The sequence below is a fragment of the Pseudaeromonas paramecii genome (genome assembly GCF_039540575.1).
GTDB classification, from domain to species: Bacteria; Pseudomonadota; Gammaproteobacteria; order Enterobacterales; family Aeromonadaceae; genus Pseudaeromonas; species Pseudaeromonas paramecii.
Window position 1 is genome coordinate 299,515 of sequence record NZ_BAABFC010000001.1, and the last position, 20,974, is coordinate 320,488.

Annotated in this window: 18 protein-coding genes; 7 read left to right on the forward strand and 11 right to left on the reverse strand. The window is 61.7% G+C overall.

The window, feature by feature from the left end; translation table 11 throughout:
- Window positions 1–287: 287 nt before the first annotated feature.
- Window positions 288–887, forward strand: a complete 600-nt coding sequence (locus ABD847_RS01400) for a DUF4202 domain-containing protein (protein ID WP_345009305.1) — start codon at window positions 288–290, stop codon at window positions 885–887.
- Here ABD847_RS01400 and ABD847_RS01405 read toward each other — a convergent pair.
- Window positions 844–1,455 (reverse strand): protein-methionine-sulfoxide reductase heme-binding subunit MsrQ, encoded by a 612-nt coding sequence (locus ABD847_RS01405; protein ID WP_345009307.1) that lies wholly within the window; start codon window positions 1,453–1,455, stop codon window positions 844–846. The genes ABD847_RS01400 and ABD847_RS01405 overlap by 44 nt on opposite strands.
- A gap of 5 nt (window positions 1,456–1,460) precedes the next feature.
- Window positions 1,461–2,462: a protein-methionine-sulfoxide reductase catalytic subunit MsrP gene (msrP, locus tag ABD847_RS01410; protein ID WP_345009309.1), complete on the reverse strand. Its 1,002-nt coding sequence runs from the start codon at window positions 2,460–2,462 to the stop codon at window positions 1,461–1,463.
- Between the two features lie 123 nt (window positions 2,463–2,585).
- On the opposite strand from msrP, the gene ABD847_RS01415 reads away from it, so the two are divergent.
- Window positions 2,586–3,506: a DUF808 domain-containing protein gene (locus ABD847_RS01415; RefSeq protein WP_345009310.1), complete on the forward strand. Its 921-nt coding sequence runs from the start codon at window positions 2,586–2,588 to the stop codon at window positions 3,504–3,506.
- Here ABD847_RS01415 and ABD847_RS01420 read toward each other — a convergent pair.
- The 5 genes from ABD847_RS01420 to ABD847_RS01440 all read right to left on the reverse strand — a co-directional run bounded on the left by ABD847_RS01420 (window position 3,503) and on the right by ABD847_RS01440 (window position 10,111).
- Window positions 3,503–5,407: a sensor histidine kinase gene (locus ABD847_RS01420; protein ID WP_345009312.1), complete on the reverse strand. Its 1,905-nt coding sequence runs from the start codon at window positions 5,405–5,407 to the stop codon at window positions 3,503–3,505. The two genes, ABD847_RS01415 and ABD847_RS01420, sit on opposite strands and share 4 nt — an antisense overlap.
- Complete coding sequence (locus tag ABD847_RS01425; RefSeq protein ID WP_345009314.1) at window positions 5,408–7,642, reverse strand: GGDEF/EAL domain-containing response regulator; 2,235 nt, start codon at window positions 7,640–7,642, stop codon at window positions 5,408–5,410. It lies immediately after the preceding gene.
- Between the two features lie 176 nt (window positions 7,643–7,818).
- Window positions 7,819–8,031 (reverse strand): ribosome-associated protein YbcJ, encoded by a 213-nt coding sequence (ybcJ, locus tag ABD847_RS01430; protein WP_345009316.1) that lies wholly within the window; start codon window positions 8,029–8,031, stop codon window positions 7,819–7,821.
- A gap of 68 nt (window positions 8,032–8,099) precedes the next feature.
- Window positions 8,100–8,891: a UDP-2,3-diacylglucosamine diphosphatase gene (locus tag ABD847_RS01435; RefSeq protein WP_345009318.1), complete on the reverse strand. Its 792-nt coding sequence runs from the start codon at window positions 8,889–8,891 to the stop codon at window positions 8,100–8,102.
- A gap of 179 nt (window positions 8,892–9,070) precedes the next feature.
- Window positions 9,071–10,111 (reverse strand): alkene reductase, encoded by a 1,041-nt coding sequence (locus ABD847_RS01440; RefSeq protein WP_345009320.1) that lies wholly within the window; start codon window positions 10,109–10,111, stop codon window positions 9,071–9,073.
- Window positions 10,112–10,249: 138 nt separating this feature from the next.
- Here ABD847_RS01440 and ABD847_RS01445 point away from each other — a divergent pair, with 138 nt between their 5' ends.
- Window positions 10,250–10,831, forward strand: coding sequence for a TetR/AcrR family transcriptional regulator (locus ABD847_RS01445; protein WP_345009322.1), 582 nt, complete (start codon window positions 10,250–10,252; stop codon window positions 10,829–10,831).
- On the opposite strand, the gene rarD is transcribed toward ABD847_RS01445, so the two are convergent.
- Window positions 10,785–11,738: an EamA family transporter RarD gene (gene rarD, locus ABD847_RS01450; RefSeq protein WP_345009324.1), complete on the reverse strand. Its 954-nt coding sequence runs from the start codon at window positions 11,736–11,738 to the stop codon at window positions 10,785–10,787. The two genes, ABD847_RS01445 and rarD, sit on opposite strands and share 47 nt — an antisense overlap.
- A gap of 345 nt (window positions 11,739–12,083) precedes the next feature.
- Here rarD and codB point away from each other — a divergent pair, with 345 nt between their 5' ends.
- The 4 genes from codB to ABD847_RS01470 all read left to right on the forward strand — a co-directional run bounded on the left by codB (window position 12,084) and on the right by ABD847_RS01470 (window position 18,499).
- On the forward strand, window positions 12,084–13,340 hold the full coding sequence (gene codB, locus ABD847_RS01455; protein WP_345009326.1) for a cytosine permease: 1,257 nt from the start codon (window positions 12,084–12,086) through the stop codon (window positions 13,338–13,340).
- A 9-nt stretch (window positions 13,341–13,349) separates the two neighbouring features.
- Window positions 13,350–14,570 carry a PucR family transcriptional regulator gene (locus tag ABD847_RS01460; RefSeq protein ID WP_345009328.1) on the forward strand — a complete coding sequence of 407 codons (1,221 nt, stop codon included), beginning with the start codon at window positions 13,350–13,352 and terminating at the stop codon, window positions 14,568–14,570.
- A 20-nt stretch (window positions 14,571–14,590) separates the two neighbouring features.
- Window positions 14,591–15,838 carry a cytosine deaminase gene (codA, locus tag ABD847_RS01465; protein ID WP_345009330.1) on the forward strand — a complete coding sequence of 416 codons (1,248 nt, stop codon included), beginning with the start codon at window positions 14,591–14,593 and terminating at the stop codon, window positions 15,836–15,838.
- 270 nt (window positions 15,839–16,108) lie between these two features.
- Entirely contained in the window at window positions 16,109–18,499 is a 2,391-nt protein-coding gene (locus ABD847_RS01470; RefSeq protein WP_345009724.1) for a glycoside hydrolase family 3 C-terminal domain-containing protein, read from the forward strand.
- Between the two features lie 63 nt (window positions 18,500–18,562).
- Here ABD847_RS01470 and ABD847_RS01475 read toward each other — a convergent pair whose 3' ends face one another.
- The 3 genes from ABD847_RS01475 to ABD847_RS01485 form a co-directional block, all read right to left on the reverse strand.
- Window positions 18,563–19,294: a substrate-binding periplasmic protein gene (locus ABD847_RS01475; RefSeq protein WP_345009332.1), complete on the reverse strand. Its 732-nt coding sequence runs from the start codon at window positions 19,292–19,294 to the stop codon at window positions 18,563–18,565.
- A gap of 158 nt (window positions 19,295–19,452) precedes the next feature.
- The gene (locus ABD847_RS01480; RefSeq protein ID WP_345009334.1) at window positions 19,453–20,067 is read right to left on the reverse strand and encodes a hypothetical protein; all 615 of its coding nucleotides are present in this window, start codon (window positions 20,065–20,067) and stop codon (window positions 19,453–19,455) included.
- A 676-nt stretch (window positions 20,068–20,743) separates the two neighbouring features.
- Window positions 20,744–20,968: a hypothetical protein gene (locus ABD847_RS01485; RefSeq protein ID WP_345009336.1), complete on the reverse strand. Its 225-nt coding sequence runs from the start codon at window positions 20,966–20,968 to the stop codon at window positions 20,744–20,746.
- Window positions 20,969–20,974 lie beyond the last annotated feature (6 nt).

Here is a 20,974-nt window from a genome sequence, read left to right on the forward strand (position 1 = left end):
CAGTTCCTTGCAAGCGCGAAAAACGCACCCATGCTACTGGAAATAAAACAAAAAATCCCCAGACAATCTAAGCGTCTTCTTCGGCGACCGCAGGTTTCCCGTCTATGGCCCGCGGCCCCCCGACTCCCGCTGTGGATACTTGGCTTATCTTTTATCTAGTGCATGCCATGGTCCCCAGAGCCTGCGAGCTCAACCGCTTGGTTTTGGGGGCGAAGGGAAAAGTCTGGTATAACAGCGTCATGCCAGTCCACCGACCGCAATCCAATTGCCAACGAGACATCCACATCATGACCCGAGACAGTGACAATCAACGCCTGCTGTGTGCCCTGGAGGCCATGGACGCCGCCAATGCTCAGGACCCCCGTCAGAGCCAGGACGCCCAGGGCCAATCCCACCCCACCGAGCTGCTCTATGCCAAGCGCATGAGCGATGAGCTGGCGGCATTTTGTCCCCACGCCAGCGAGGCACTGCAACTGGCAGCCCGGGCCCAGCACATAGAGCGTTGGCGCATCCCCCGCCAGGACTACCCCATGGACCGGGCCGGTTATCTGGCTTGGCGCACCGCCCTCAAGGCGCTGCATGCCCAGCGGGCGGGCGACATTCTGGCCCAGGCCGGTTATGAGACGCAGATGATAGAACGGGTAGGCGCCTTGTTGCGCAAGGAGCAGATGAAGCGGGATCCTGAAAGTCAGACCTTGGAGGACGTGGTTTGCCTGGTGTTTTTACGTTACTACCTGGATGAGTTCGCCCAGGGTAAGAGCGAAGACAAGCTCATCGACATCTTGCAAAAAACCTGGCGCAAGATGTCCGATGCCGGCCACGCTGCGGCCCTCAAGCTGCCCTTCACCGCCGACCAGCAGGTCCTGCTGCACAAGGCGCTGGGTTGAGGCGTCGCCAGCGCCGCCACACTCGCCAGAGCAACAAGCCGGCCAGCAGGCCGGCGTAAATCCAGGGTTCCGGGCTCAGACTCTTCACCGACCACAGATAATGCCAGGGGGCCAGTATCGCCACGGCGTACACTCCCCAATGCAGCCGCTGCCAGGCCCGCCCCAATCGACGTTGAGACCAGCGATTGGAGGTCAGCGCCAGGGACAGCAGGATGAGCCAGGCCATGGCACCCAACAGCAGGTTTGGCCGCCGCAGTATCTCGCTCAGCAACAGCCAGCCATCACCGGCCAACTCCAGCAGCAGATAGGCGGTCACATGGCCACAGGCCCAGGCGAAGCACCAGAGCCCCAACAACCTGCGGACCCGGATGAGTTCCGGTTTGTGTAATCCGCGGGCCAGGGGGCTGACCGACAACGTCAGGATCAGCAGCTGCAGCGTGGTCCTGCCACCAAAATGGATAAGCTCCTTGACCGGATCGGCACCAAAGCCACCCTGCACCAGATGCAGCCAGGCCCAGCCTAACGGTGCCAGACACATAAGGTGCAATAACAGCTTGATTGCCTTCATCCGCTCTAAAACCATTGCCTTAGATCCATCCCCTGATACAACTCCGCCACCTCGTCGGCATAGCCGTTGAATGGCAGTGTGGGCTGACGGCGGATGTCCAACAAACCCCCAGGACCTATGACCCGCTCGCTGGCCTGGGACCAGCGCGGATGATCCACCGCAGGATTCACATTGGCATAAAACCCATACTCATTGGGTGCAGCCTGACTCCAGGTGGTGGGCGGCTGGCTGGCCACCAAACGGATACGCACTATGGCCTTGATGCTCTTGAAGCCATATTTCCAGGGCACCACCAGGCGCAAGGGGGCGCCATTTTGGGGGGCCAGTTGTTTGCCGTAGAGCCCCAGCGCCAGCAGGGTCAGCGGATGGCGGGCCTCATCCAGCCGCAAGCCTTCCACATAGGGATACACAAGTCCACCGCCGATGCGGGAGCTGGCCTGACCAGGCATCTGCTTGGGATCATAGAGGGTTTCGAAGGCAACATAGCGGGCCGTCGGCAAGGGCTCCACCAGCGCCAGCAGCTGGTTCAACTCAAAGCCGAGCCAGGGGATCACCATGGACCAGGCCTCCACGCAACGCAGCCGATAGATGCGCTCCTCCAAGGCAAAGCGTTGGCCGAGCTCCGCTACCGTCAGGGTCAGCGGCTTGGCCACCAGGCCGTCTATGGTCAGTGACCAGGGCTCTGTCACCAGCCCCTGAGCCTGCTTGGCGGGATCCCCCTTGCCCATGCCGAACTCATAATAATTGTTGTAGCCCAGCACCTTCTCTTCTGGCGTCAAGGGCAGCGCCGCCTGGTAGGCCGCCGGCTTGGCATGGGGCAGCGGCAAGCGGCCATCCGCTTTGGCCGGGGTCGAGAATAAATCCAGCAGGCCAGCCTGCGCCAAGGGGCTCAGGCTGGCGCCCGCCCCCAACAGCCCCAAGGCCTTGAGTACCCTGCGCCTGTCGTGAAACAAGGCCTCAGGCGTCACTTGTGCCCGCAATCTGTGGTCTCGATCTGTCAGTGCCATGGCATTGCCTCAACCTGGGTTGTTTTACAGGGACCGTTTTTCCAGCATAGCAGCGGATGCTGGCTGGCAAGCGCCGCAGCAGGCCTTATACTGGTCGCCCCCCTAGATTGAGGAGTCTTCACCATGGCCGGCACCAGCCTGCTCGCACTCTTGGATGACATTGCCACCCTGCTGGATGACATCGCCCTGATGACCAAATTGGGGGCCAAGAAAACCGCCGCCGTGCTGGGTGACGACTTGGCCCTCAATGCCCAGCAGGTCTCGGGGGTTCGCGCCGAGCGGGAGCTACCCGTGGTCTGGGCGGTGGCCAAGGGATCGCTACGCAACAAGCTGATCCTGGTGCCCTTGGCGTTGCTGATCAGCGCAATAGCCCCCTGGTTGATCCAGCCGCTATTGATGCTAGGCGGTGCCTATCTGTGCTTCGAAGGCATGGAGAAGGTGGCCCATGCCCTGTGGCCCAAGGCGGAGGCCCCCGAGGCGGCGCTGGCCCGCTTGCAAGAGCTGGCACAACAAACGGATCTGCCCAGCCTGGAGCAGCAGAAGATCCGCGGCGCCATTCGTACCGACTTTATCCTGTCGGCGGAGATCATCGTCATCGCCCTGGGCACGGTGCAGGGCAACGGCTTCTGGCTGCAACTGGCGGTGGTCTCCCTCATCGCCTTCTTTATGACGGTCGGGGTGTATGCCCTGGTGGCGGGGATCGTCAAGCTCGACGATCTGGGGTTCTGGCTGCAGAAGCGGCCGGGTGCCGGTAAGGCCACTCAGACGGTGGCGCTAGGCCTGATCCAGTTGGCACCGCGGCTGATGAAGGTATTGAGCGTGCTGGGCACACTGGCCATGTTCCTGGTGGGAGGCAGTATCCTGGCCCACGGCAGCCCCCATCTGCACCATGGCCTGGAACGGCTACAGGCGCATCTGCTTGATGGGGGAGTGCTGGCCAGTCTCACCAGCCTGCTGTTTAACCTGAGTACCGGGTTACTGGCTGGCTTGCTGCTGATGGGCTTTCATGCCATCTGGCAGAGCCTGCGTAAGCAAGAGCACTAATCGATCGCTTCGGCCACCGGCTCTCGCACTGTCAACGGCAGGGTCAACACGAAGCAGCTGCCCTCCCCGGGCACCGAGCTGACCTTCAACGAGCCTTGCAGCACCTGGGTCACCCATTGGTGAACCAGGTGCATTCCCAAGCCGATATGCCCCTGATGCCGTCCTGAGGTCACGAAGGGATCGAAGATGGTGGCCAGTTGTTCGGCACTCATGCCCACCCCATCGTCCCGCAGGCGGATCTCCAGTTGCTGCCGCTCCACCTTGCTGGCCTCCAGCCAGAGGTTGCCACCATCTTTTGGCAGCAAGCCATGCTGAACCCCGTTATCGATCAGGTTCTGCAGTACCTGGGAGAGCACGCCGGGGAAGCTGTGCAGCATCAGCTGGTCCGGTATCGTCACATGCAGCTGGACCGGCTGATGCTTGAGTAAGGGATGCAGGCTGGCCAGCAAGTCGTCGACGCACTGCTTAAGCTCAAACTTGTGCACCTGCTCCTGGGAACGATCCACCGCCAGACGCTTGAAGCGCTTGATGAGTCCAGCCACCCGCTGCAGATTGTGCAGGGCCAGACGCAAGCCCTCATCACATTGGCCGACGAAGCGCTCCAGATCGCTGCGCCTTAATCCGCTGCTGAGCTGCTCTTCTAACTGGTGCAGCTGTTTGTGCAGGGTGGACAGGGTGACCAGGGCCCCGCCGGTCGGAGTATTGAGCTCATGGGCGACGCCGGCCACCATCATGCCCAATGCCGAGAGCTTGCGGGTTTCCACCAGCTCGTCTTGCAGCAGCTGAGAGGTCTCATGGAGTCGGGCCAGATCCTCATAGGCTTGACGGAGAGCGGCCTGCTCTTTGGCAAGGCGATGACCCAACTGCCAACGCTCATGGTCGGCGCGGCCGATGCGATAGAGGACGGCGCCCCCTCCCAACAGACAGAGCAGACAGACCGCCAGGATGGGCGGCAGCAAGGCGGCATGAATTTGCGCCAAGCGCCCATCGTCCGTGGTGACCAGCAGATATAGATAGCGAGGCGCCTCGTCCTGATCTTCGATCTGAATGAGCGAGTAACTTAACCATTCGCCAGCCAAGGCTTGACCATTGGCATAGTGGTGCTGTCCCATCTGTTGCCACAAACGAGGGACTCTGACCGCCAGATTATTTTTCTCGGCATTGTATTGAAATCCCCAGGTGAGCCGTTTGTCGGGATGTAGCAGCCAATAGCCCTGTCCATTGAGGATCTCCAGGTGCATGCCATCGCTCACTGCCGTGCTGAGCCGCTCAAAGAGATCCGCCAGGTTGATATTCATCACCAGCAGCCCCGGCGCCAGCCCATCACCCACCCCCGTTCTCAGGGTGGCCCGCAGGGTTGGCTCGATGGGCTCGACTATTTTGCCGTGCTCCACGTTGAGATCGATCGGGGAAAAATAGACGTGCTCGGCGGCGACCTGCATCCCCTGACTAACATAGTAGCGATCGGCCTTGTTCTGCAGTTCGCTATCCGGCACCCGTAGCGCGCCCTTCGGGCCGATGTTGAGGCGGATCCGCTCCATGCCCTGCTCATCCAACCAGCGCAGTTGGGACACGCCAGGAACCACATTGACAAAACGGCGAAACAGACTCTCAATGCGCATCAGCTGCCAGCTGTCATCCGCCGGCAGACCCTGCCGCATGGCAGCAGAGCCTTTGAGCAATAACATCAGGTGACGCAGATGGGACAGCTCGGCGCTGATCTGGGTGATGCTCTGATTGACATAGGCCGTCTGCTCGGCGGTCACCGTTGCCAGGCGGGCATCGCGACTCTGGGTATAGGCAAAGGTGCCCCCCATCACGATCAACACCAGCAGCGGCAACCAGAGGCTGAACAGGCGCCAGACCAGGTTGGGCGGCTTGTTAAGTACCGACAAAGACATCTAGCGGCTCTCCCTCCCCTTGACCAAATACGACTCAGACCACACCAGCGCATCGGCCAGGGGCATGGGACGGGCAAACAGATAGCCTTGTCCCAAGGGGCAGCCCAGTGCCAGCAGCTGATCGCGTTGTGCCTGAGTCTCCACCCCTTCGGCAATGATCTTGTAGCCGAAGCGGCTGGCGAGCCGGATGATCACCGTCACCAACTCATCACCGTATTCCGAAACCCCCATCTGTTGCACGAAGCTCTTATCGATCTTCAAGGTGGTTGCCTCCAGCTCCGCCAAGTGGGTCAGCGAGGAATAGCCTGTACCAAAATCATCGATGCTGATCTGCATGCCCATCTGGATCAGGCGATTGAGGTTTGGCGTGATCAAGTCATACTCCTGCACCGCCTGGCTCTCGGTGATCTCCAGCTCCAGCCAGCATGGATCCACGCCAGACTCCTGGATGGTTTGCTGCAGGGTTTCAAAAAACAGTGGCCTCACCAGCTCAATGCCCGAGGCATTAAAGGCCACCGGCACCCGAATGCCGGCCTGATGCAGCGCCTTGATGGCATCCAGGGTCATGCGCAACACCTTGTGATCCAGCCGACCAATGAGCCCGGACATCTCGGCCAGGGGAATAAACTGATCGGGTCGAATGATCTTGCCCTCTGGGTGGCGCCAGCGCACCAGGGCTTCGAAGCCCACCAAGCTGCCGTCCGTCATTTGAACCTTGGGCTGTAATTCCAAAAACAGCTGATCTTCATTCAAGGCCAGACGCAGCTGACTCAGCAGGGAGTAACGCTCGGCGATCGCCTGCTCAATCTGAGGTTGGTAACGCAGGTAACCACACTGCCGGTAGCGGGCCATATCCAGGGTGCTGAGCGCCAGGTGCACCAGATGATCCCCCGAGTGCGCCGCCAGATCCGGCACATCCCCCAACACCACCACACCCAGGGTGATGGCCAGACTATGTGCGCTGCCGGACAGCGTCAGTGGTGCCTCCAGCAGCCGGTCGAAGAAGCGTTTGTCATACCGATCCGATTGCGCCTGCAAGAGGCCGAAACTGGCCTCATCCATGCGAACAATCAAGGCACCGGGCAAGGCCAGCTGCAACTTGTCATACAGGGCCTGCATCAGGGTCTGACAGAAGGCGGCGCCGAAGGTGACATTCATGTCGTTGACGTTCTCCACCCGCAGCAGCATCAACTGCGCCCGCTCCAAATCGCTTTTGCGCATGGTCTCCAGCTCATGGAGTAGCCAGTTGCCATTGAAACAGCCCAGATGCGGATCCCGGTAGGCCAGCTCCCCCAGCCGGTTGTAGAGGGCGACGTTGACGAAACCGGTACGCACATTTTCACAAAACACCTTGAGCAGACTGATCTGAGCCTCCTCCAGGGGGCGCGTGCAGCGCACCATGGTCATATAGATGCGCGGCTCTGGCGCCTCGCTGCCAAAGTAGAACACCGAATAATCGGGGAAAAACAGATGATCCTGGCTGCGGGCCGCCAGGCGAAAGGCTTCCACCATACTGGGTTCGGGCAGCACCTCTACCGAGGCACCGAGATATTGTCGGTAGGCGCCGCTGGCGGCAATGATGGTGGAGGCAGCCTGCTGGCTCTTTGGCTGGTACTGGGTACAGACGATGCCGTGATTATCGTGATCCAGCAGCTGGCTGATCTCTTCGAGCACCCCTTGGGCAAAGCTGTCCAGATCCCGTTTGGCATACAGGTTATGACTGGCATCGATGAGCAGTTGCAGGCTCTGGCGAGCCTGCTGCAGCTGGGTCAGCTGCTGCCAGGTGCGGATGTTGCCGGTGATGATGGTGTGCAGGTGTTCGCTGGTCAGCTCGGACTTGCACCAGTAATCATCGATATCAAAGCGCCGCATCACATCTTCACGCGGCGCCATCCCCGGCTGGCCGGTGAGTAAGATGATGCGTACCGTGGCATTGCCCAGCACCTCGCGGATGGTGCGCACCAGTCGCAAGCCGGCATCATCCTGCTCCATCACCACATCCAGCAAAATGACGCTCAGATTGGGGTATTGCGGGATCAGGCTCACGGCCTGGGCGGCGGACTGGGCCTTGAGCAATTGCAACGGCCGCCCGAGCACCTGCAGGTTGCGTAATGAAAAATGCAGGGTGGCCTGATACTGGGGATCATCTTCGACACTGAGCACCTGCCAGGCCCCCGTCACAGACTCCAGCCCCTCATTCACTTCCGGCGCAAAACAGAACAGTTCCTTGGACATGGCACCCTCACTGTCGACCACAGGACAAAGACTGTCAGACCTAGCAACTGCCGAGTCCACTTGATCACTGTAGTCAGCCGGCACTGCTGTGCCCTGTCACTTCTGTCAGTTTCTCAAATGACTCAGGGGCCCTGAGGCCCCTGATGTTTGATACTGCTGTCGACATCACAAGATGACTACTCGGTCACCGTCACCGACTGGCCTTCAAAGCCCACCACTTGCCCGGCCACTATCTTGCAGCGCTTGCGGGTCTCCACCTGACCATCCACGGTCACCAGACCATCGGCGATGGCCGATTTGGCATGGGCGCCGCTGTCGCTCCACCCCTGCAACTTGAGCAGATCACACAGGGCCACATGAGGGTGTCCCGCCAGCATAAAGGTTTGCATCACCAACTCCTCCCAACTCGAAGGCAGCGATTGTACCCCAGCGGACGGCCCACTCCCAGCCTGAACGCTCAGGCGGCGGATGGCTGTTGATGCACCGCCAGCTGGCGCTGCACCTCACTCCAGTGCAGCAGGGTGAGCTGGCCGTCCCGCTGCTCCAGCAAGGCGGTGCAGTTCTCCACCCAATCGCCGGTGTTGCAGTAGAGGAGGCCCGCCTGGCTGCGCAGATCCGGCGCATGAATGTGACCGCAGACGATGCCATCGAGCCCCCGTTCCCGGGCCTCATGCACGGCCGCTCGCACAAACCGCTCCACCGCCTGCTGGGCCAGTTGCACCCTATGCTTCAGGAAACTGGCCAGGGACCAATAACTCAGGCCGATGCGACGGCGGCCATAGTGGCTCCAGCGGTTGAGCCACAGCAGCAGATCGTAGCCTCTGTCCCCCAGCCAGCTGGTGAAACGCCCCACCATGACGGCCCCGTCAAACTGATCGCCGTGAATGAGCAGCAGCCGTTTGCCCTGGGCCGTGGTGTAGACCCACTCCTCCTGCAGCTCGACCCCCAGCAGCTGACTGCCGACAAACTCCCGCAGCGCTGCATCGTGATTGCCCGGGATATACATCACCCGGGTACCGCGCTGGGCCAGGGCTCGCAGCGCCACCAGCACCGCCTGATGACTCTCAGGCCAGTAGGGTTGCCGCTTGAGGGACCACAGATCGATCACATCCCCCACCAAGAACAGCTGCTCGGGGCGCACCTGAGCCAGTAGATCGAGAAGGTAGTCGGCCTTGCAGTCCTTACTGCCCAGGTGCAGATCGGAGAGAAACAGGGCGCGGCAAAAATAGAGGGGGCTGACGGCAGACATGGGCATCTCCTTGCTGGCTGCGGACCCGTTAAGGCTGCGACAGCCGGATGATGCCCAGGTGACATGCCCATGACCTTTTGATGTCAATTTAGCCGGGGTCTCCCGCTGGCTACCCGACAGGCTGGGCCCAACAGATGAAAAAAGGCGCCGTCCAGCGCCTTACTGTCGACTCAACCGGTTTACACCAGGCTGGTGAGCATGCTCTCGTCGTAGGCCACCAGGGGCTCGCCCTGCTGCAGCCGGGCCACATAATCCGGATTGGCGATGAGCGGCCGGCCGATGGCCACCAGATCGAAGCGCTCGGCCAGGATGGCTTCCTGGGCGGACTGCGGGTTGTAGTTACCCACACCCACCAGATGCCCCTGATAGTGGGCCCGCAGATAGTCACTGGCGCGGCCGCCCAGGTAATCGAAGGTCAGGCTGTCATCGAAGATCCCCAGGTGCAGGTAGGCCAGCTCTCGCTCGTTGAGCTCAGCCAGCAGGTGATCGAATACGGCACGATCCCGCGCGTCCCCCTTCAGGTGGGCATAGCCACCCGGGGAGAGACGCAGCCCCACCCGCTCACCACCGATCTGCCGGCACACCGCATCGACGATCTCCAGGGCGAAGCGCGCCATCTTCTCCGGGGTTCCGCCGTAGCCATCCTGCCGCAGGTTGGTCTCGTGGTGCAGGAACTGATCGATGAGATAACCGTTGGCGCCGTGGATCTCCACGCCATCGAAGCCGGCCTCCCGCGCATTGACTGCCGCCTGGGCATATTGGCTCACCAACTCGGCAATTTCGGCCTCACTCAGGGCGCGGGGCAACTCGTAGTGCAGCTCGCGCATCCGCGGCAAGGTGCCCTCCCAGGCTACCGCCGACGGCGCCACCGGTGTCTGGCCATGGAAAAAGGAGTGGGAGATACGCCCCGTGTGCCACAGCTGGGCGAAGATCTTGCCGCCCTGGGCATGAACGGCATCGGTCACCAAGCGCCAGCCGGCGATCTGTCCGGCACTGTAGATGCCGGGGGTATTGGGATAGCCCTGGCCGTCAGGCCGAATGATGGTGGCTTCGGAGATGATGAGCCCCACCTGGGCGCGACGGGCATAGTAATCAGCCATCTGCTGGGTGGGCACCAGACCGGGGCCGGCCATGCAACGGGTCAAGGGGGCCATCAGGATACGGTTGGCCAGGGTGAGGGTGTCGTTGAGCACATAGGGTTCAAGCAAGGTGGCGGTCATGATTAGCTCCAGGCTGATTCTTGAATGGCCATTCAAAATCCTTTCAGCCCGGTTTGCAACTTATTTTTGAACGCTCATTCAAGATTATTGGAGGCCAGCAGCAACTAGGGTACACTGATTGCCCCAAGAGGAGACACCATGCGCAGTGCCGAATTCGATCGCCAGCATGTGCTGCAGCAGGCCATGGCCCTGTTCAGCACCAAGGGCTATGCCAAGACCACCATGCAGGAGCTGGTCAGCGCCACCGGTCTGCATCCGGGCAGCCTGTATGCCGCCTTTGGCAACAAGCGCGGCCTGCTGACCGCCGTGGTGGATCATTACATCGACACCAAGCGCGCGCGCCGCCATGCCTGTCTGGCCGCCGGCGATGCCCTGGATGGTATCGCCGCTTACATGAACCAGGTGGTGGACGATACCTTGAGGGGCGCCTGCCTGCTGGTCCGCACCCTGATGGAGCTGGCCGAACAGGATCCCGCCTTGCAGGCGCAGATCCAGGGCAACTACCAGGAAGTCGCCACCGATCTGCGAGCCAGCCTGTTGCGGGCCCAGCAACAGGGCCTGTTGGCAGCAGAGGCCGATCTCGATGTATTGACCACCTGGCTCGCCGTCACCCTGCAGGGACTCATCACCACGGCCCAATGCAATCGCCGGCAGGCCGAGTTGATGAGGGTGATCAATCTGCAGATCCAGGCGCTGCGCCAGGGCGTCGGCGCGCCATAAGCCGCCAGACTCCCTCGCCCCCCAGCAGGGCCACCGCCAGCCAGATGGGGCCATAGGTCCACCACTGCTCGGCGCTGAGACTCTCACCCAGCAGCAAGGCCGCCACCACCAGCAGCACAGGCTCCACGTAGCTCAGCAGGCCAAACAAGGGCAGGCTCAGCCGCTCGCCGGCCAGCATCATGCACGACAACGCCAGGGCGCTGATAAAGCCCAGCCCCAGGATAAGCCAGGCCAGCCGCCCCCCCTGCCACAGCTCAACCGGGCTGTGTTCCAGCGCAAACCACAGGGCCACCGGCAGGCTCAGCAAGAGATCCCACCAGAGCCCCCCCAAGGAAGGAATGGCACGCCAGCGACGCAGGGCAAAGTAAACGGGATAGCCCAGACAGACGAGCCAGGTAGGCCAGGCCAGGGCCCCCGCCCCCAGCAAGGCATGCCCCACGCCCAACAGGGCCAGGCCGCAGGCCAGCCACTGGGGCCTGGATACCGGATCGGCAAACAGCAGCCGACCGGTGAGGACCAGGGTCAGGGGCAGCAGAAAGTAACCCAAGGACACCGCCAGTCCCTGTCCGTTCACCGGCGCCCAGAGAAACAGCCACAGCTGCACCCCCAGCATGGCCGCCGAAGAGAGCAGCCAGAGGCCAGAGCGCCAGCCCCCCAGGGCCAGCCGACGACCTATCTGCCCCACCTGGCCCCAGCGGCCCCGCACCAACAGCAGCAGGGTCAAAAAGGGGAAGGTCAGCAGCACCCGCCAGCCATAGATGGCTTCACCGGAGAGCGGCCGCAGCCAGCCGGTGTAGTAATACAAGAAGGCAAACAGCAAGGATCCGATCAACGAAACACCGACACCGGCCACGACTCCTCCGACACGCTGACACAACCAACAACAAGAATGACCTAAGCCAAGCACAACTTAAGACAAGAGGCCGCCATCATAGGCCGTGCGCCAGATTCTTGCCGGAATTTTTGCAGGCGGGCTGTCAGCCAAGTGCGCGGTCAACAGCCTGGTCCGCACCGCTTAGGGGCTAACCCAGATCAATCGCACCAAACTGGCACGCCAGGTCGGTCTGGCACGCCGTGATTGCCCATCCCGGCCGACGGTATGATTTGTGCAGCTCGCACAAAATCGCCGTTGCACTTTTCGACAGGCCTGACAAGCAAACAGGGGGCACCCTTAATGCCTCACCTCCTGGCATGACCGTTGCCTTACTCAGCCTGGCGCATTGGGGCGCCTATCCATTAAAGGAAGCCAGATATGGAACAATCCGACTATCCGTTGAGCGAAGTGCCCAACGCGGCACGCAAGGGACTGCTCTCCACCTCCGTGGTGCTGCTGGGCTTTACCTTTTTCACCGCCACCATGTGGGCCGGCGGCTCCCTCGGCAAGGCCTTCAGCTTTGGCGAACTGATGGGGATCATCCTCATCGGCAACCTGCTGCTGGGGGCCTACGCCGCCACCCTGGCCTATATTGCCGCCAAGAGCGGTCTCAACTCTGTGCTGATGGGACGCTTCTGCTTTGGTGAGGTGGGCAGCAAGCTCTCCGACTTCATCCTGGGCTTCACCCAGATCGGCTGGTATGCCTGGGGCGCCGCCACCATAGTCGAGGTGCTGGTGAAGACCACTGGGCTGGACCCGGCCTGGAGCACCCCGCTTATCATCTTCTTCGGGCTGGCCTTCTGCATCACCGCCATGGTGGGTTATCGCGGCCTGGACTGGCTCTCGCGCATCGCCGTGCCCCTGATGATGCTGTTTATCCTCATCAGCCTGTACACAGGCCTCACCCAGATCGGCGGCCTGGGCGGCCTGATGGGGCAAAGCCCCAGCGAGCAGATGAGCCTGGCCTCGGCCATCACCGTCATCATAGGCACCTTCGTCAGCGGCGGGACTCAGGCCACCAACTGGAGTCGCTTCGCCCGCACCCCCAAGATAGCCGTGCTGGCCACCCTGGCGGCCTTCTTCATCGGTAATGGCCTCATGGTGCTGACCGGTGCTCTGGGCACCCTCATCTACCAGCAGGCCGACATAGTGGACGTCATGCTGGCCCAGGGCTTCGTGGTGCTGGCGGTGCTGATGCTGTTTCTCAACATCTGGACCACCCAGGACAACACCATCTACAACTTCGCCGTGGCCGGCTGCAACCTGCTGCGCACCGACAAGCGCCGTCTGGTGACCCTGGGCGGCGCCGCCATCGGTACCCTGCTGGCCTTAGGCGGCATGTACAACCTGCTGATCCCCTTCTTGGTGTTGCTGGGCACCTTCATCCCGCCCATCGGCGGCGTCATCATGGCGGACTTCTGGCTCAAGCATAAGGGGCAGTACCCGCGCCTGGCCCAAGCCCAGCTGCCGGCCTTCAACTGGTGCGGCCTGCTGGCCTACGCCCTGGGCTCCACGGCGGCCTACTTCTCGCCCCTGGTGCCGCCGGTGGTGGGCGTGGCGGTGGCCGTGACGGCCTACGCCCTGTTCTTGCGCCTGCCACTGACCGATGCCAGCCTGGCACTGGAAGATCGTTAAGGTGCCGCTATGACGATTCGCTGCGCCGACATTCCCCATCTGCCCGGCCTGGAGAGCATCCGCCTGCGGGCCGGCCTGCAGGGCTCGCAACAGCCCATCCGCTGGCCCTATGTGGTGGAGAATGACACCCTGGCCCCCTGGGTACAGGGCGGCGAGCTGGTGTTTGTCACCGGCATCAACCACAGGCGCAGCGAAGAGAACCTCAAGCAGCTCATCCGCGAGGGAGTGGAGCGGCAGGTGGCGGGCATGGTGATCCTCACCGGGCCCGAATACATCAAGGCGATACCCGGGCCTGTGCTGGCCCTGGCCAACCACCTGAACTTCACCCTGCTGGAGCAGCCCTATGCCCTCAAGATGGTGCTGGTCACCGAGGTGATCAGCAATGCCATCGTCCAGGACAACCTGCTGGGCCAGTCGGTGCGGCTGTTCCTCTCGCGCCTCATCAATGGCTTTGCCGAGGCGCCCGAACTTATCCACCTGCGGGCCAGCGAACTGGGGCTGCCCGACCGGCACCCTTATGTGGTGCTGGCCCTGCGGGCCGAGCTGCAGACGTCTGAGCAAGCGCCTGGCTGCGCCCTGCTCCACCGCCGCCAGCAACTGGAACAGGCCCTGGGGGAGCTGTTGCAGCGTCGGCACATCGATTGGCCGGTGCTGGGGCAGGATCAGGATCTGCTGGCCCTCTGGCCCACCCAGCAGAGCAGTGCCACCGCCCTCGACGAGGAACTGCGGCAGGCCCTGGCGGTGCTGACGCGCAAGTTCCCGGATCTGGCGCTCCATCTGGGCATCAGCGAGCTGACGCCGGATCTGAGCCAGCTGGCCTGCGCCGTGGATCAGGCCCGTCAGGCGGTGCAATTTGGCCAACAGGCCGGCAGCCCCCTGTTTTTCTCCGAGCAGTTGGGCATAGCCCGGTTGTTTGCCGCCATCCCGCAACGTCAGCTGCTGGCCCAGTTCTGCCGTGAACAGCTGGGCGTGCTCTGTTTTGCCCGGGAGGGACAGCCCTGGGAGCTCAAACAGACCCTGAGCCAGTACCTCAATCAGCTCAACAATCAGCAGGAGGTGGCCCAGCAGCTGGGGATCCACCGCAACACCTTGAGTTATCGACTAAAACGAATAGAGCAACTCACCGGCCGCAGCCTGAGCGACCCCTTCAGCCGCCTCAACCTGCAAAATGCCCTGCTGATCGAACAAATTTTGTTGCAGCATCACCATATTCATCAGGCTAAGGCCTGACCGACACCCACGAGGTCCCTATGCAAATCATCAATGCCCGCTTGCGCCATCAGGCGGCGCTCCATAGCCTCACCATGGTTGACGGGCGCTTCACCGCCATCCAAGCCCAATCCGGTCCGCTCGCCCCGCAAAGCGGCCAATACGATGCCCAAGGGCTGCTGGCCTGCGCCCCCTTCATCGAACCCCATATCCATCTGGATGCCGCCCTCACCGCCGGCGAACCGAACTGGAACCAAAGTGGCACCCTGTTCGAAGGCATAGAGCGCTGGGCCGAGCGCAAGCCCCTGCTGAGCGAAGCCGATATCCGCCGCCGGGTGCACGAGACCCTGGAGCTGCTGATCGGCCAGGGGGTGCAGCATGTGCGGACCCATGCCGACATCTCGGATCCCAGCCTGGTCGGCCTCAAGACCCTCTGCGCCCTGCGGGATGAACTAAAAGAGAAGATCCACCTGCAGGTGGTGGCCTTCCCTCAGGAAGGTTTGCTCTCCTATGAGGGCGGCCTGGCGCTGATGGAAGAAGCCATCGAGGTGGGGGCCGACGTCATCGGCGGCATCCCCCATTTTGAATACACCCGGGAGCTGGGAGTGGCCTCCATGCAGCAGGTCATCGCCCTGGCGGTCAAGCATGACAAGCTGGTGGACGTGCACTGTGACGAGACGGACGACGGCCAGTCGCGCTTTTTGGAGGTGCTGGCCTACGAGACCCTGAAGGCCGGGCTGGGCCCCCGGGTCACCGCCAGCCACACCACCGCCATGCACTCCTACGACAACGCCTACTGCTCCAAGCTGTTCCGCCTGCTCAAGCGTGCCGATCTCAATTTCATCGCCTGCCCCACCGAGAGCATCCACCTGCAGGGCCGCTTCGACAGCTATCCCAAGCGCCGGGGCGTCACCCGGGTCAAGGAGCTGGACAAGGCGGGCCTCAACGTCTGCCTGGGCCAGGACTCCATCTTCGATCCCTGGTACTCCCTGGGCAACGGCAAGCTGCTGCGCACCCTGGACTTCGGCCTGCACATCTGCCAGATGATGGGCCACCAGGACTTCAGCCGGGCGCTGGACTTCATCACGGACCACAGTGCCCGCACCTTGCAGATCGCCGATTACGGCATCGCCGTGGGCAACCCCGGCAACCTCATCCTGCTGGACGGCGAAGACGACTACAGCGTGCTGCGCCGCCAGGGGGATGTACGGCTGTCGGTGCGCCAGGGCCAGATCATCGCCCAGCGGCCCGCCGCCCCCCTGCTGACCCCGCCCTGGCTCAGCGCCTAGCCGATCCCGGGCAAACGGCATGCCGTTTGCCCGCCAGCCTCATCTGCCCGCGCCGAGTCCCGCCGCTGCAGCACGCCTTTTTTGTAACAAAGTGCAAATTTGAAAGCGCTTTCGAAAGTTGCACAGCCTGCAACAGTTGGTCAAATTTCTGCACCAATCGGTCAAATCCCGCCAAGCCAAGTTCGCTATCGTCAGTTCGCTGCCACACAAGGTGGCCATCCGACGCCAACGTCGCGCCGGATCGACAACAACACCAAAGGACGCGATATGATGACGCATACCCCTACACGCACACTGCTGGCCCTGGCCGTGGCGGTGGCCCTCACCGGCGCCATGGTCGGCTGCAACTCGGATGACGAGCAGACCCAAACGACCACCAAAGATGATGCCTACTATCTGAGCCAGGCCACCGGTCTGCTGGCGCAACTCAGCACCAGCGAGAAGCTGGATCTGCTCTCCGGCCCCAACACCTACTACGGTGAGAGCCCCACCAACCTGGTGAACGATGTCTCCGGCGTGGCGGGTTACATCAACGGCATCCTCAACGACGAGACCGGCGTGCATATCCCGGCCCTCAAGCTGGCGGACGGCCCGGCCGGGCTGCGGATTTCGTCAAGCCGGGATGGCCAAAGCGGCACCTTCTACGCCACCGCCTGGCCCATCGGCTCCCTGCTGGCCTCCAGCTGGGATACGGCACTGCAAGAAGAAGTGGGCGAAGCCTTTGGCAACGAGGTGAAGGAATACGGCGTGGATATCCTGCTGGCGCCAGGGATGAACATTCAGCGCAACCCGCTGAACGGCCGAAATTTCGAATACTATTCCGAGGATCCCGTGCTCACCGGCCACACGGCCGCCGCCATGGTGAACGGCATCGAGACCAACGGGGTCGGTACCACCATCAAGCACTTCTTCGGCAACAACTCCGAGACCAACCGCAGCAGCATCAACGACATCGCCGAGCCCCGCACCTGGCGGGAGATCTACCTGCGGGGCTTCCAGATCGCGGTCACCGAAGCGCAACCCTGGGCCCTGATGACCTCCTACAACAAGGTCAACGGCAGCTATGTCAACGAGCGTCGGGATGCGGTCACCAGCATACTGCGGGATGAATGGGGTTTTAACGGCCTGGCCATGTCCGACTGGTTTGCCGGCGATGTGTCCAACAATGCCCACAAGCAGGTGCTCTCCGGGCAGGATCTCATCGAGCCGGGCGGCGTCAAGGCCCAGCTGGCGGCCGCCCTGGAGGCCGGCACCCTGAGTCAGAGCGACGTGGACACCGCAGCCCTGCATATCCTTACTCAGGTGCTCAAGAGCCCCAGCTATCAGGGTTATGCCTACAGCAACAACCCGGATCTCAACAGCCACGCCGCCCTGGCCCGGCGTGCCGGTGACGAGTCCATGGTGCTGCTGCAAAACGACAATAACGCCCTGCCGATTGCCGACAGCAACACGGTGGCCACCTTCGGCGTCAACCAGATCGCCACCTACAAGGGCGGCACCGGCTCAGGTGACGTCAATGCCGCCTATACCGTCAACATCGCAGACGGCCTGGCGGAGCGCTTCACCGTGAACGCGGATCTGCAGAGCTTCTACGCCAGCTATTACGAGGCCAACAAGGTCTATCATACCGGCAACTTCGGGGCGGCGGGCTATTACACCTGTGACGAGTCCAGCCTGAGTGATGAGCTGACCAGCCTGATCACAACGGCAGCCAGCGCCGATGATGTGGGCGTGATCAGCATCGGACGTCAGGCCGGTGAAGGGGCGGACCGCAGCGCCGAGGCCGGTGACTACTACCTGAGCGACGCCGAGCTGGCGCTCATCGACCAGGTCTCCACCCTGTTCAAGGCCCAGGGTAAGCCCGTGGTGGTGGTGCTGAATGTCAACGGCGTCATCGACACCGAGCAGTGGAAGGACAAGGTGGACGGCATACTGCTGGCCTATATGGGCGGTCAGGAGACCGGCCGTCAGGTGGCGGATCTGCTCTCCGGCGATGTCAACCCCAGCGGCAAGTTGGCCCAGACCTTCCCCAAATCCTATGACGATATTCCATCGGCCAGCACCTTCCCCGGTGAGGACACGGACGGTGACGGCAGCCCGGATGACATCTATTACAACGAAGGCATCTATGTGGGGTACCGCTACTTCAGCTCCTTCGACAAGGCGGTGAGCTTCCCGTTCGGCTATGGCCTCTCCTACACCAGCTTCAGCTACGCGGGCACGGCGGTGGGCAGCAATACGCTGGACAGTGATGGTGCCAAGGGCAGCGTGACTGTGACGACAACCATTACCAACAGCGGCAGTGTGGCCGGTAAAGAAGTCGCCCAGGTCTATGTGAGTGCTCCGGAGGTGAAGCTCAAGAAGCCCGCCATCGAGCTGAAGGCCTACGCCAAGACCGCCAGTCTGGACGCCGGCAGCAGCGAGCAGCTGAGCTTTGAGATCCCGGCCTATATCCTGGCCAGCTTCAGCCCGGATGACAATGAGTGGATCATCGAACCGGGCACCTATCAGGTGTATGTCAGCCCGTCCGCCGATGTCGCCAGCACCACGCCGGTCACCTTCAGCGTGGCCAAGGAGATAGTGGTGAGCAGTACCACGGCCGGTGCCCTGGCCCTGCCCGATGGCACCAGCGCGGCGGACTTCATCACCGTCAGCGAGTAAGTCAACAGTCTACTCATCAACGAAAAGCGAGCCCTCGGGCTCGCTTTTTTTACGGTTTGCAGGTCAGGGCAGATAGCGGGCAATGATGCGTTGCAGCTCGCCGCTTGATGCCAGCTGGCTCAGCCGCTCGTCAAGCGCCAATGCCAGCGCGGCATCCTCTTGGCGGAACATGAAGCGAAAGCCCACCTTGGGCAGTCCCACATCGGCCATCAGCAAGGTGGCCAGTGAAGGATTGGCGCGGATCAGCCATTGGCCCACCGCCTGATTGACCACGGCGCAATCGGTACGCCGAGCCAGCACCTTACGCAGCATGGCCAGCTCGGTCTTGGCATCCTGACGGGTGAACTGGCCCTGGCTGAACCCGGTCGCCAGCTCAGGGTAGGCATACCCCAGCTTGGTGCCCAATGTGAGGCCGCTCAGATCGGCCAAGGTCTGCGGCTGGCGCGAATGACAAAACAGCACATCCCCCAACATCACCACCGGCTGAGTAAAGGCGTAATGATCGGCATCAGGCTCCCACTCCTGCGCCCGCGGCGTCACATCCAACTCATGATCCGCCAGGGCCAGATTCACCCGCTTGCGGGGGATCAGGCGAATGCTCACCGTCCGGCCCAGCGATTGGCTGGCGCGCTGCAACACATCAAACATGATGCCACCGGCCGCATGCCCCGGCGCTGGCACTATCATGTAAGGCGGATAACCCGCTGGCCCCATGTTAAAACGGAACTCCTGAGCCAGACAGCCGCCGCCAAGGAGCAAGACAGCCCAGGCCAACAAGACGCGTATCAGGTCCACTGTGCAACACCCCTTATCGCCACATGACGTCGGCACGATAACACACGTGCCCCGGCGAGACGGCCGCAGCATACACCAGCAGGCAAGAGGAACAAGAAAAGCCCGCCAATCTGGCAGGAGAAAATAGAAGAAAGGTGATTGAGCCGAGCAAAATAGTCTCAGGCAACCGGGCTCTGCCCTGACAAATCCTCATAATTTTGCTTGTGGCATTGATAGAGAAAGCGACGCAGCGGTTCCCTGGGTTCGGGGGCCAGCGCCATGCTGTAGGCGGTACAGCCACTTTGGGTGCGACGCACCTTGATGCCACTCAGCTGCAGCAGCTCCTGGCTCTCGGGTAAGCGAAAGTCCAGCTCGAGAAACTCAGGCGCGTCATCATCCCGTCCATCAATACAAAAGCCCGTGGACGAAATCTCGGCCAACGCCAACGGGCGCCGATCCAACCGGCTGCGCACCGGCAGCGGCGTCGCCAACTTAAGCCGCCAGTTGCGCAGACGAACGCCCAACTCGAAAATCTCGGGGCTATGGAGTTCCAGCCGAAAGGACTGTGTCTCATCCATCACCACATCGACCGGGAAAACCAGCTCGTGCTGGCGAAAGAGGGTCACCAGCTTAAGCTCATTAGCCAGGCCAAGCCGGGCCAGAAGGGAATTGGCATGGGCATCACCACCCAACTCAATCACTGATGCATCGGAACGGCTGAGCTGGCTGGGATCACACTCCAACTCATGGATAAAGGCCAACTCTTCGGCCGTCAATAGCGCTTCACTCGCCATATCCCCCCTCCCACGCTTGATCGGCGATACCCTGTTCTCACACCGACACAGATGCCGAATCTGCCATGCCCTTTCCCCGCTGCTGGCGCCGGCAATAGCGCCATTAGCTACCCCTGGTCTAAGGACAGCCCCACCATACTCCGTCGGTAGCACACAGACAATAATCTTGCAAACCGCAAAACCTAGAGGAAAGTCACGAATCGGTTATCTGATGAAGTGGAACGGATGTAACGATAGCCAGCTTCCAGCCCGCCCCCAGTTTTGGCACACGGACTTGACCACAGCGCCACCCTCACCCCATGAGCATGAGGCAGCACCAACGGAACAAAACTCGAGCGGAATATTAGGAAAGCATATTAGGAAGGTGAGCACAGAAGACTGTGCCGCCATCCATAACTTATTGATCGATATGGTGCCCGGTGCCGGGGTCGAACCGGCACGCCGTTGCCAGCGAGGGATTTTAAATCCGCAGTGAATCACCGTCTCGTCAGGGTGGAATGAGGTTTTTCCTAAAACATTGGCCTTCATATCCCATTGATTAGCTTGTGGTCATGGAGTGAGTATTAGGAATAAAACTGCCAGTTTGGAGACACTCCTACGCACGGCCATGTGATGTCATGGGGGGCAGGTAATGGCCGGAGTGCGCAGCACTAGATTTGCCCGGCGCGGATCCATCTCATACCTCGATTTCATAGCTCGGCAGGTTGGGCGCTTCGCCTACCAGCACCTCGCCCTTGTAGTAGGCTTGGCTGCCGACCTCCACGCCGGTGCCTTGCACCGTGATGCTGCCACCCCCCAGTGTGCTCAGGGTGGTGGTGGTGGCCGTGGTGGCGGTGACGGTGCCCAGGCCGCGCCGGTCGGTCTGGGGCAGCAGGCTGATGAACTTGCGAAATAGGTTCATGCTTCT

What these genes read in the sequence shown, in the direction of transcription:
- ABD847_RS01400 (WP_345009305.1), top strand. Translation starts at nt 288, where the DNA reads ATGACCCGAGACAGTGACAATCAACGCCTGCTGTGTGCCCTGGAGGCC.
- ABD847_RS01405 (WP_345009307.1), bottom strand. Translation starts at nt 1,455, where the DNA reads ATGAAGGCAATCAAGCTGTTATTGCACCTTATGTGTCTGGCACCGTTA.
- msrP (WP_345009309.1), bottom strand. Translation starts at nt 2,462, where the DNA reads ATGGCACTGACAGATCGAGACCACAGATTGCGGGCACAAGTGACGCCT.
- ABD847_RS01415 (WP_345009310.1), top strand. Translation starts at nt 2,586, where the DNA reads ATGGCCGGCACCAGCCTGCTCGCACTCTTGGATGACATTGCCACCCTG.
- ABD847_RS01420 (WP_345009312.1), bottom strand. Translation starts at nt 5,407, where the DNA reads ATGTCTTTGTCGGTACTTAACAAGCCGCCCAACCTGGTCTGGCGCCTG.
- ABD847_RS01425 (WP_345009314.1), bottom strand. Translation starts at nt 7,642, where the DNA reads ATGTCCAAGGAACTGTTCTGTTTTGCGCCGGAAGTGAATGAGGGGCTG.
- ybcJ (WP_345009316.1), bottom strand. Translation starts at nt 8,031, where the DNA reads ATGCAAACCTTTATGCTGGCGGGACACCCTCATGTGGCCCTGTGTGAT.
- ABD847_RS01435 (WP_345009318.1), bottom strand. Translation starts at nt 8,891, where the DNA reads ATGTCTGCCGTCAGCCCCCTCTATTTTTGCCGCGCCCTGTTTCTCTCC.
- ABD847_RS01440 (WP_345009320.1), bottom strand. Translation starts at nt 10,111, where the DNA reads ATGACCGCCACCTTGCTTGAACCCTATGTGCTCAACGACACCCTCACC.
- ABD847_RS01445 (WP_345009322.1), top strand. Translation starts at nt 10,250, where the DNA reads ATGCGCAGTGCCGAATTCGATCGCCAGCATGTGCTGCAGCAGGCCATG.
- codB (WP_345009326.1), top strand. Translation starts at nt 12,084, where the DNA reads ATGGAACAATCCGACTATCCGTTGAGCGAAGTGCCCAACGCGGCACGC.
- ABD847_RS01460 (WP_345009328.1), top strand. Translation starts at nt 13,350, where the DNA reads ATGACGATTCGCTGCGCCGACATTCCCCATCTGCCCGGCCTGGAGAGC.
- codA (WP_345009330.1), top strand. Translation starts at nt 14,591, where the DNA reads ATGCAAATCATCAATGCCCGCTTGCGCCATCAGGCGGCGCTCCATAGC.
- ABD847_RS01470 (WP_345009724.1), top strand. Translation starts at nt 16,109, where the DNA reads ATGACGCATACCCCTACACGCACACTGCTGGCCCTGGCCGTGGCGGTG.
- ABD847_RS01480 (WP_345009334.1), bottom strand. Translation starts at nt 20,067, where the DNA reads ATGGCGAGTGAAGCGCTATTGACGGCCGAAGAGTTGGCCTTTATCCAT.
- ABD847_RS01485 (WP_345009336.1), bottom strand. Translation starts at nt 20,968, where the DNA reads ATGAACCTATTTCGCAAGTTCATCAGCCTGCTGCCCCAGACCGACCGG.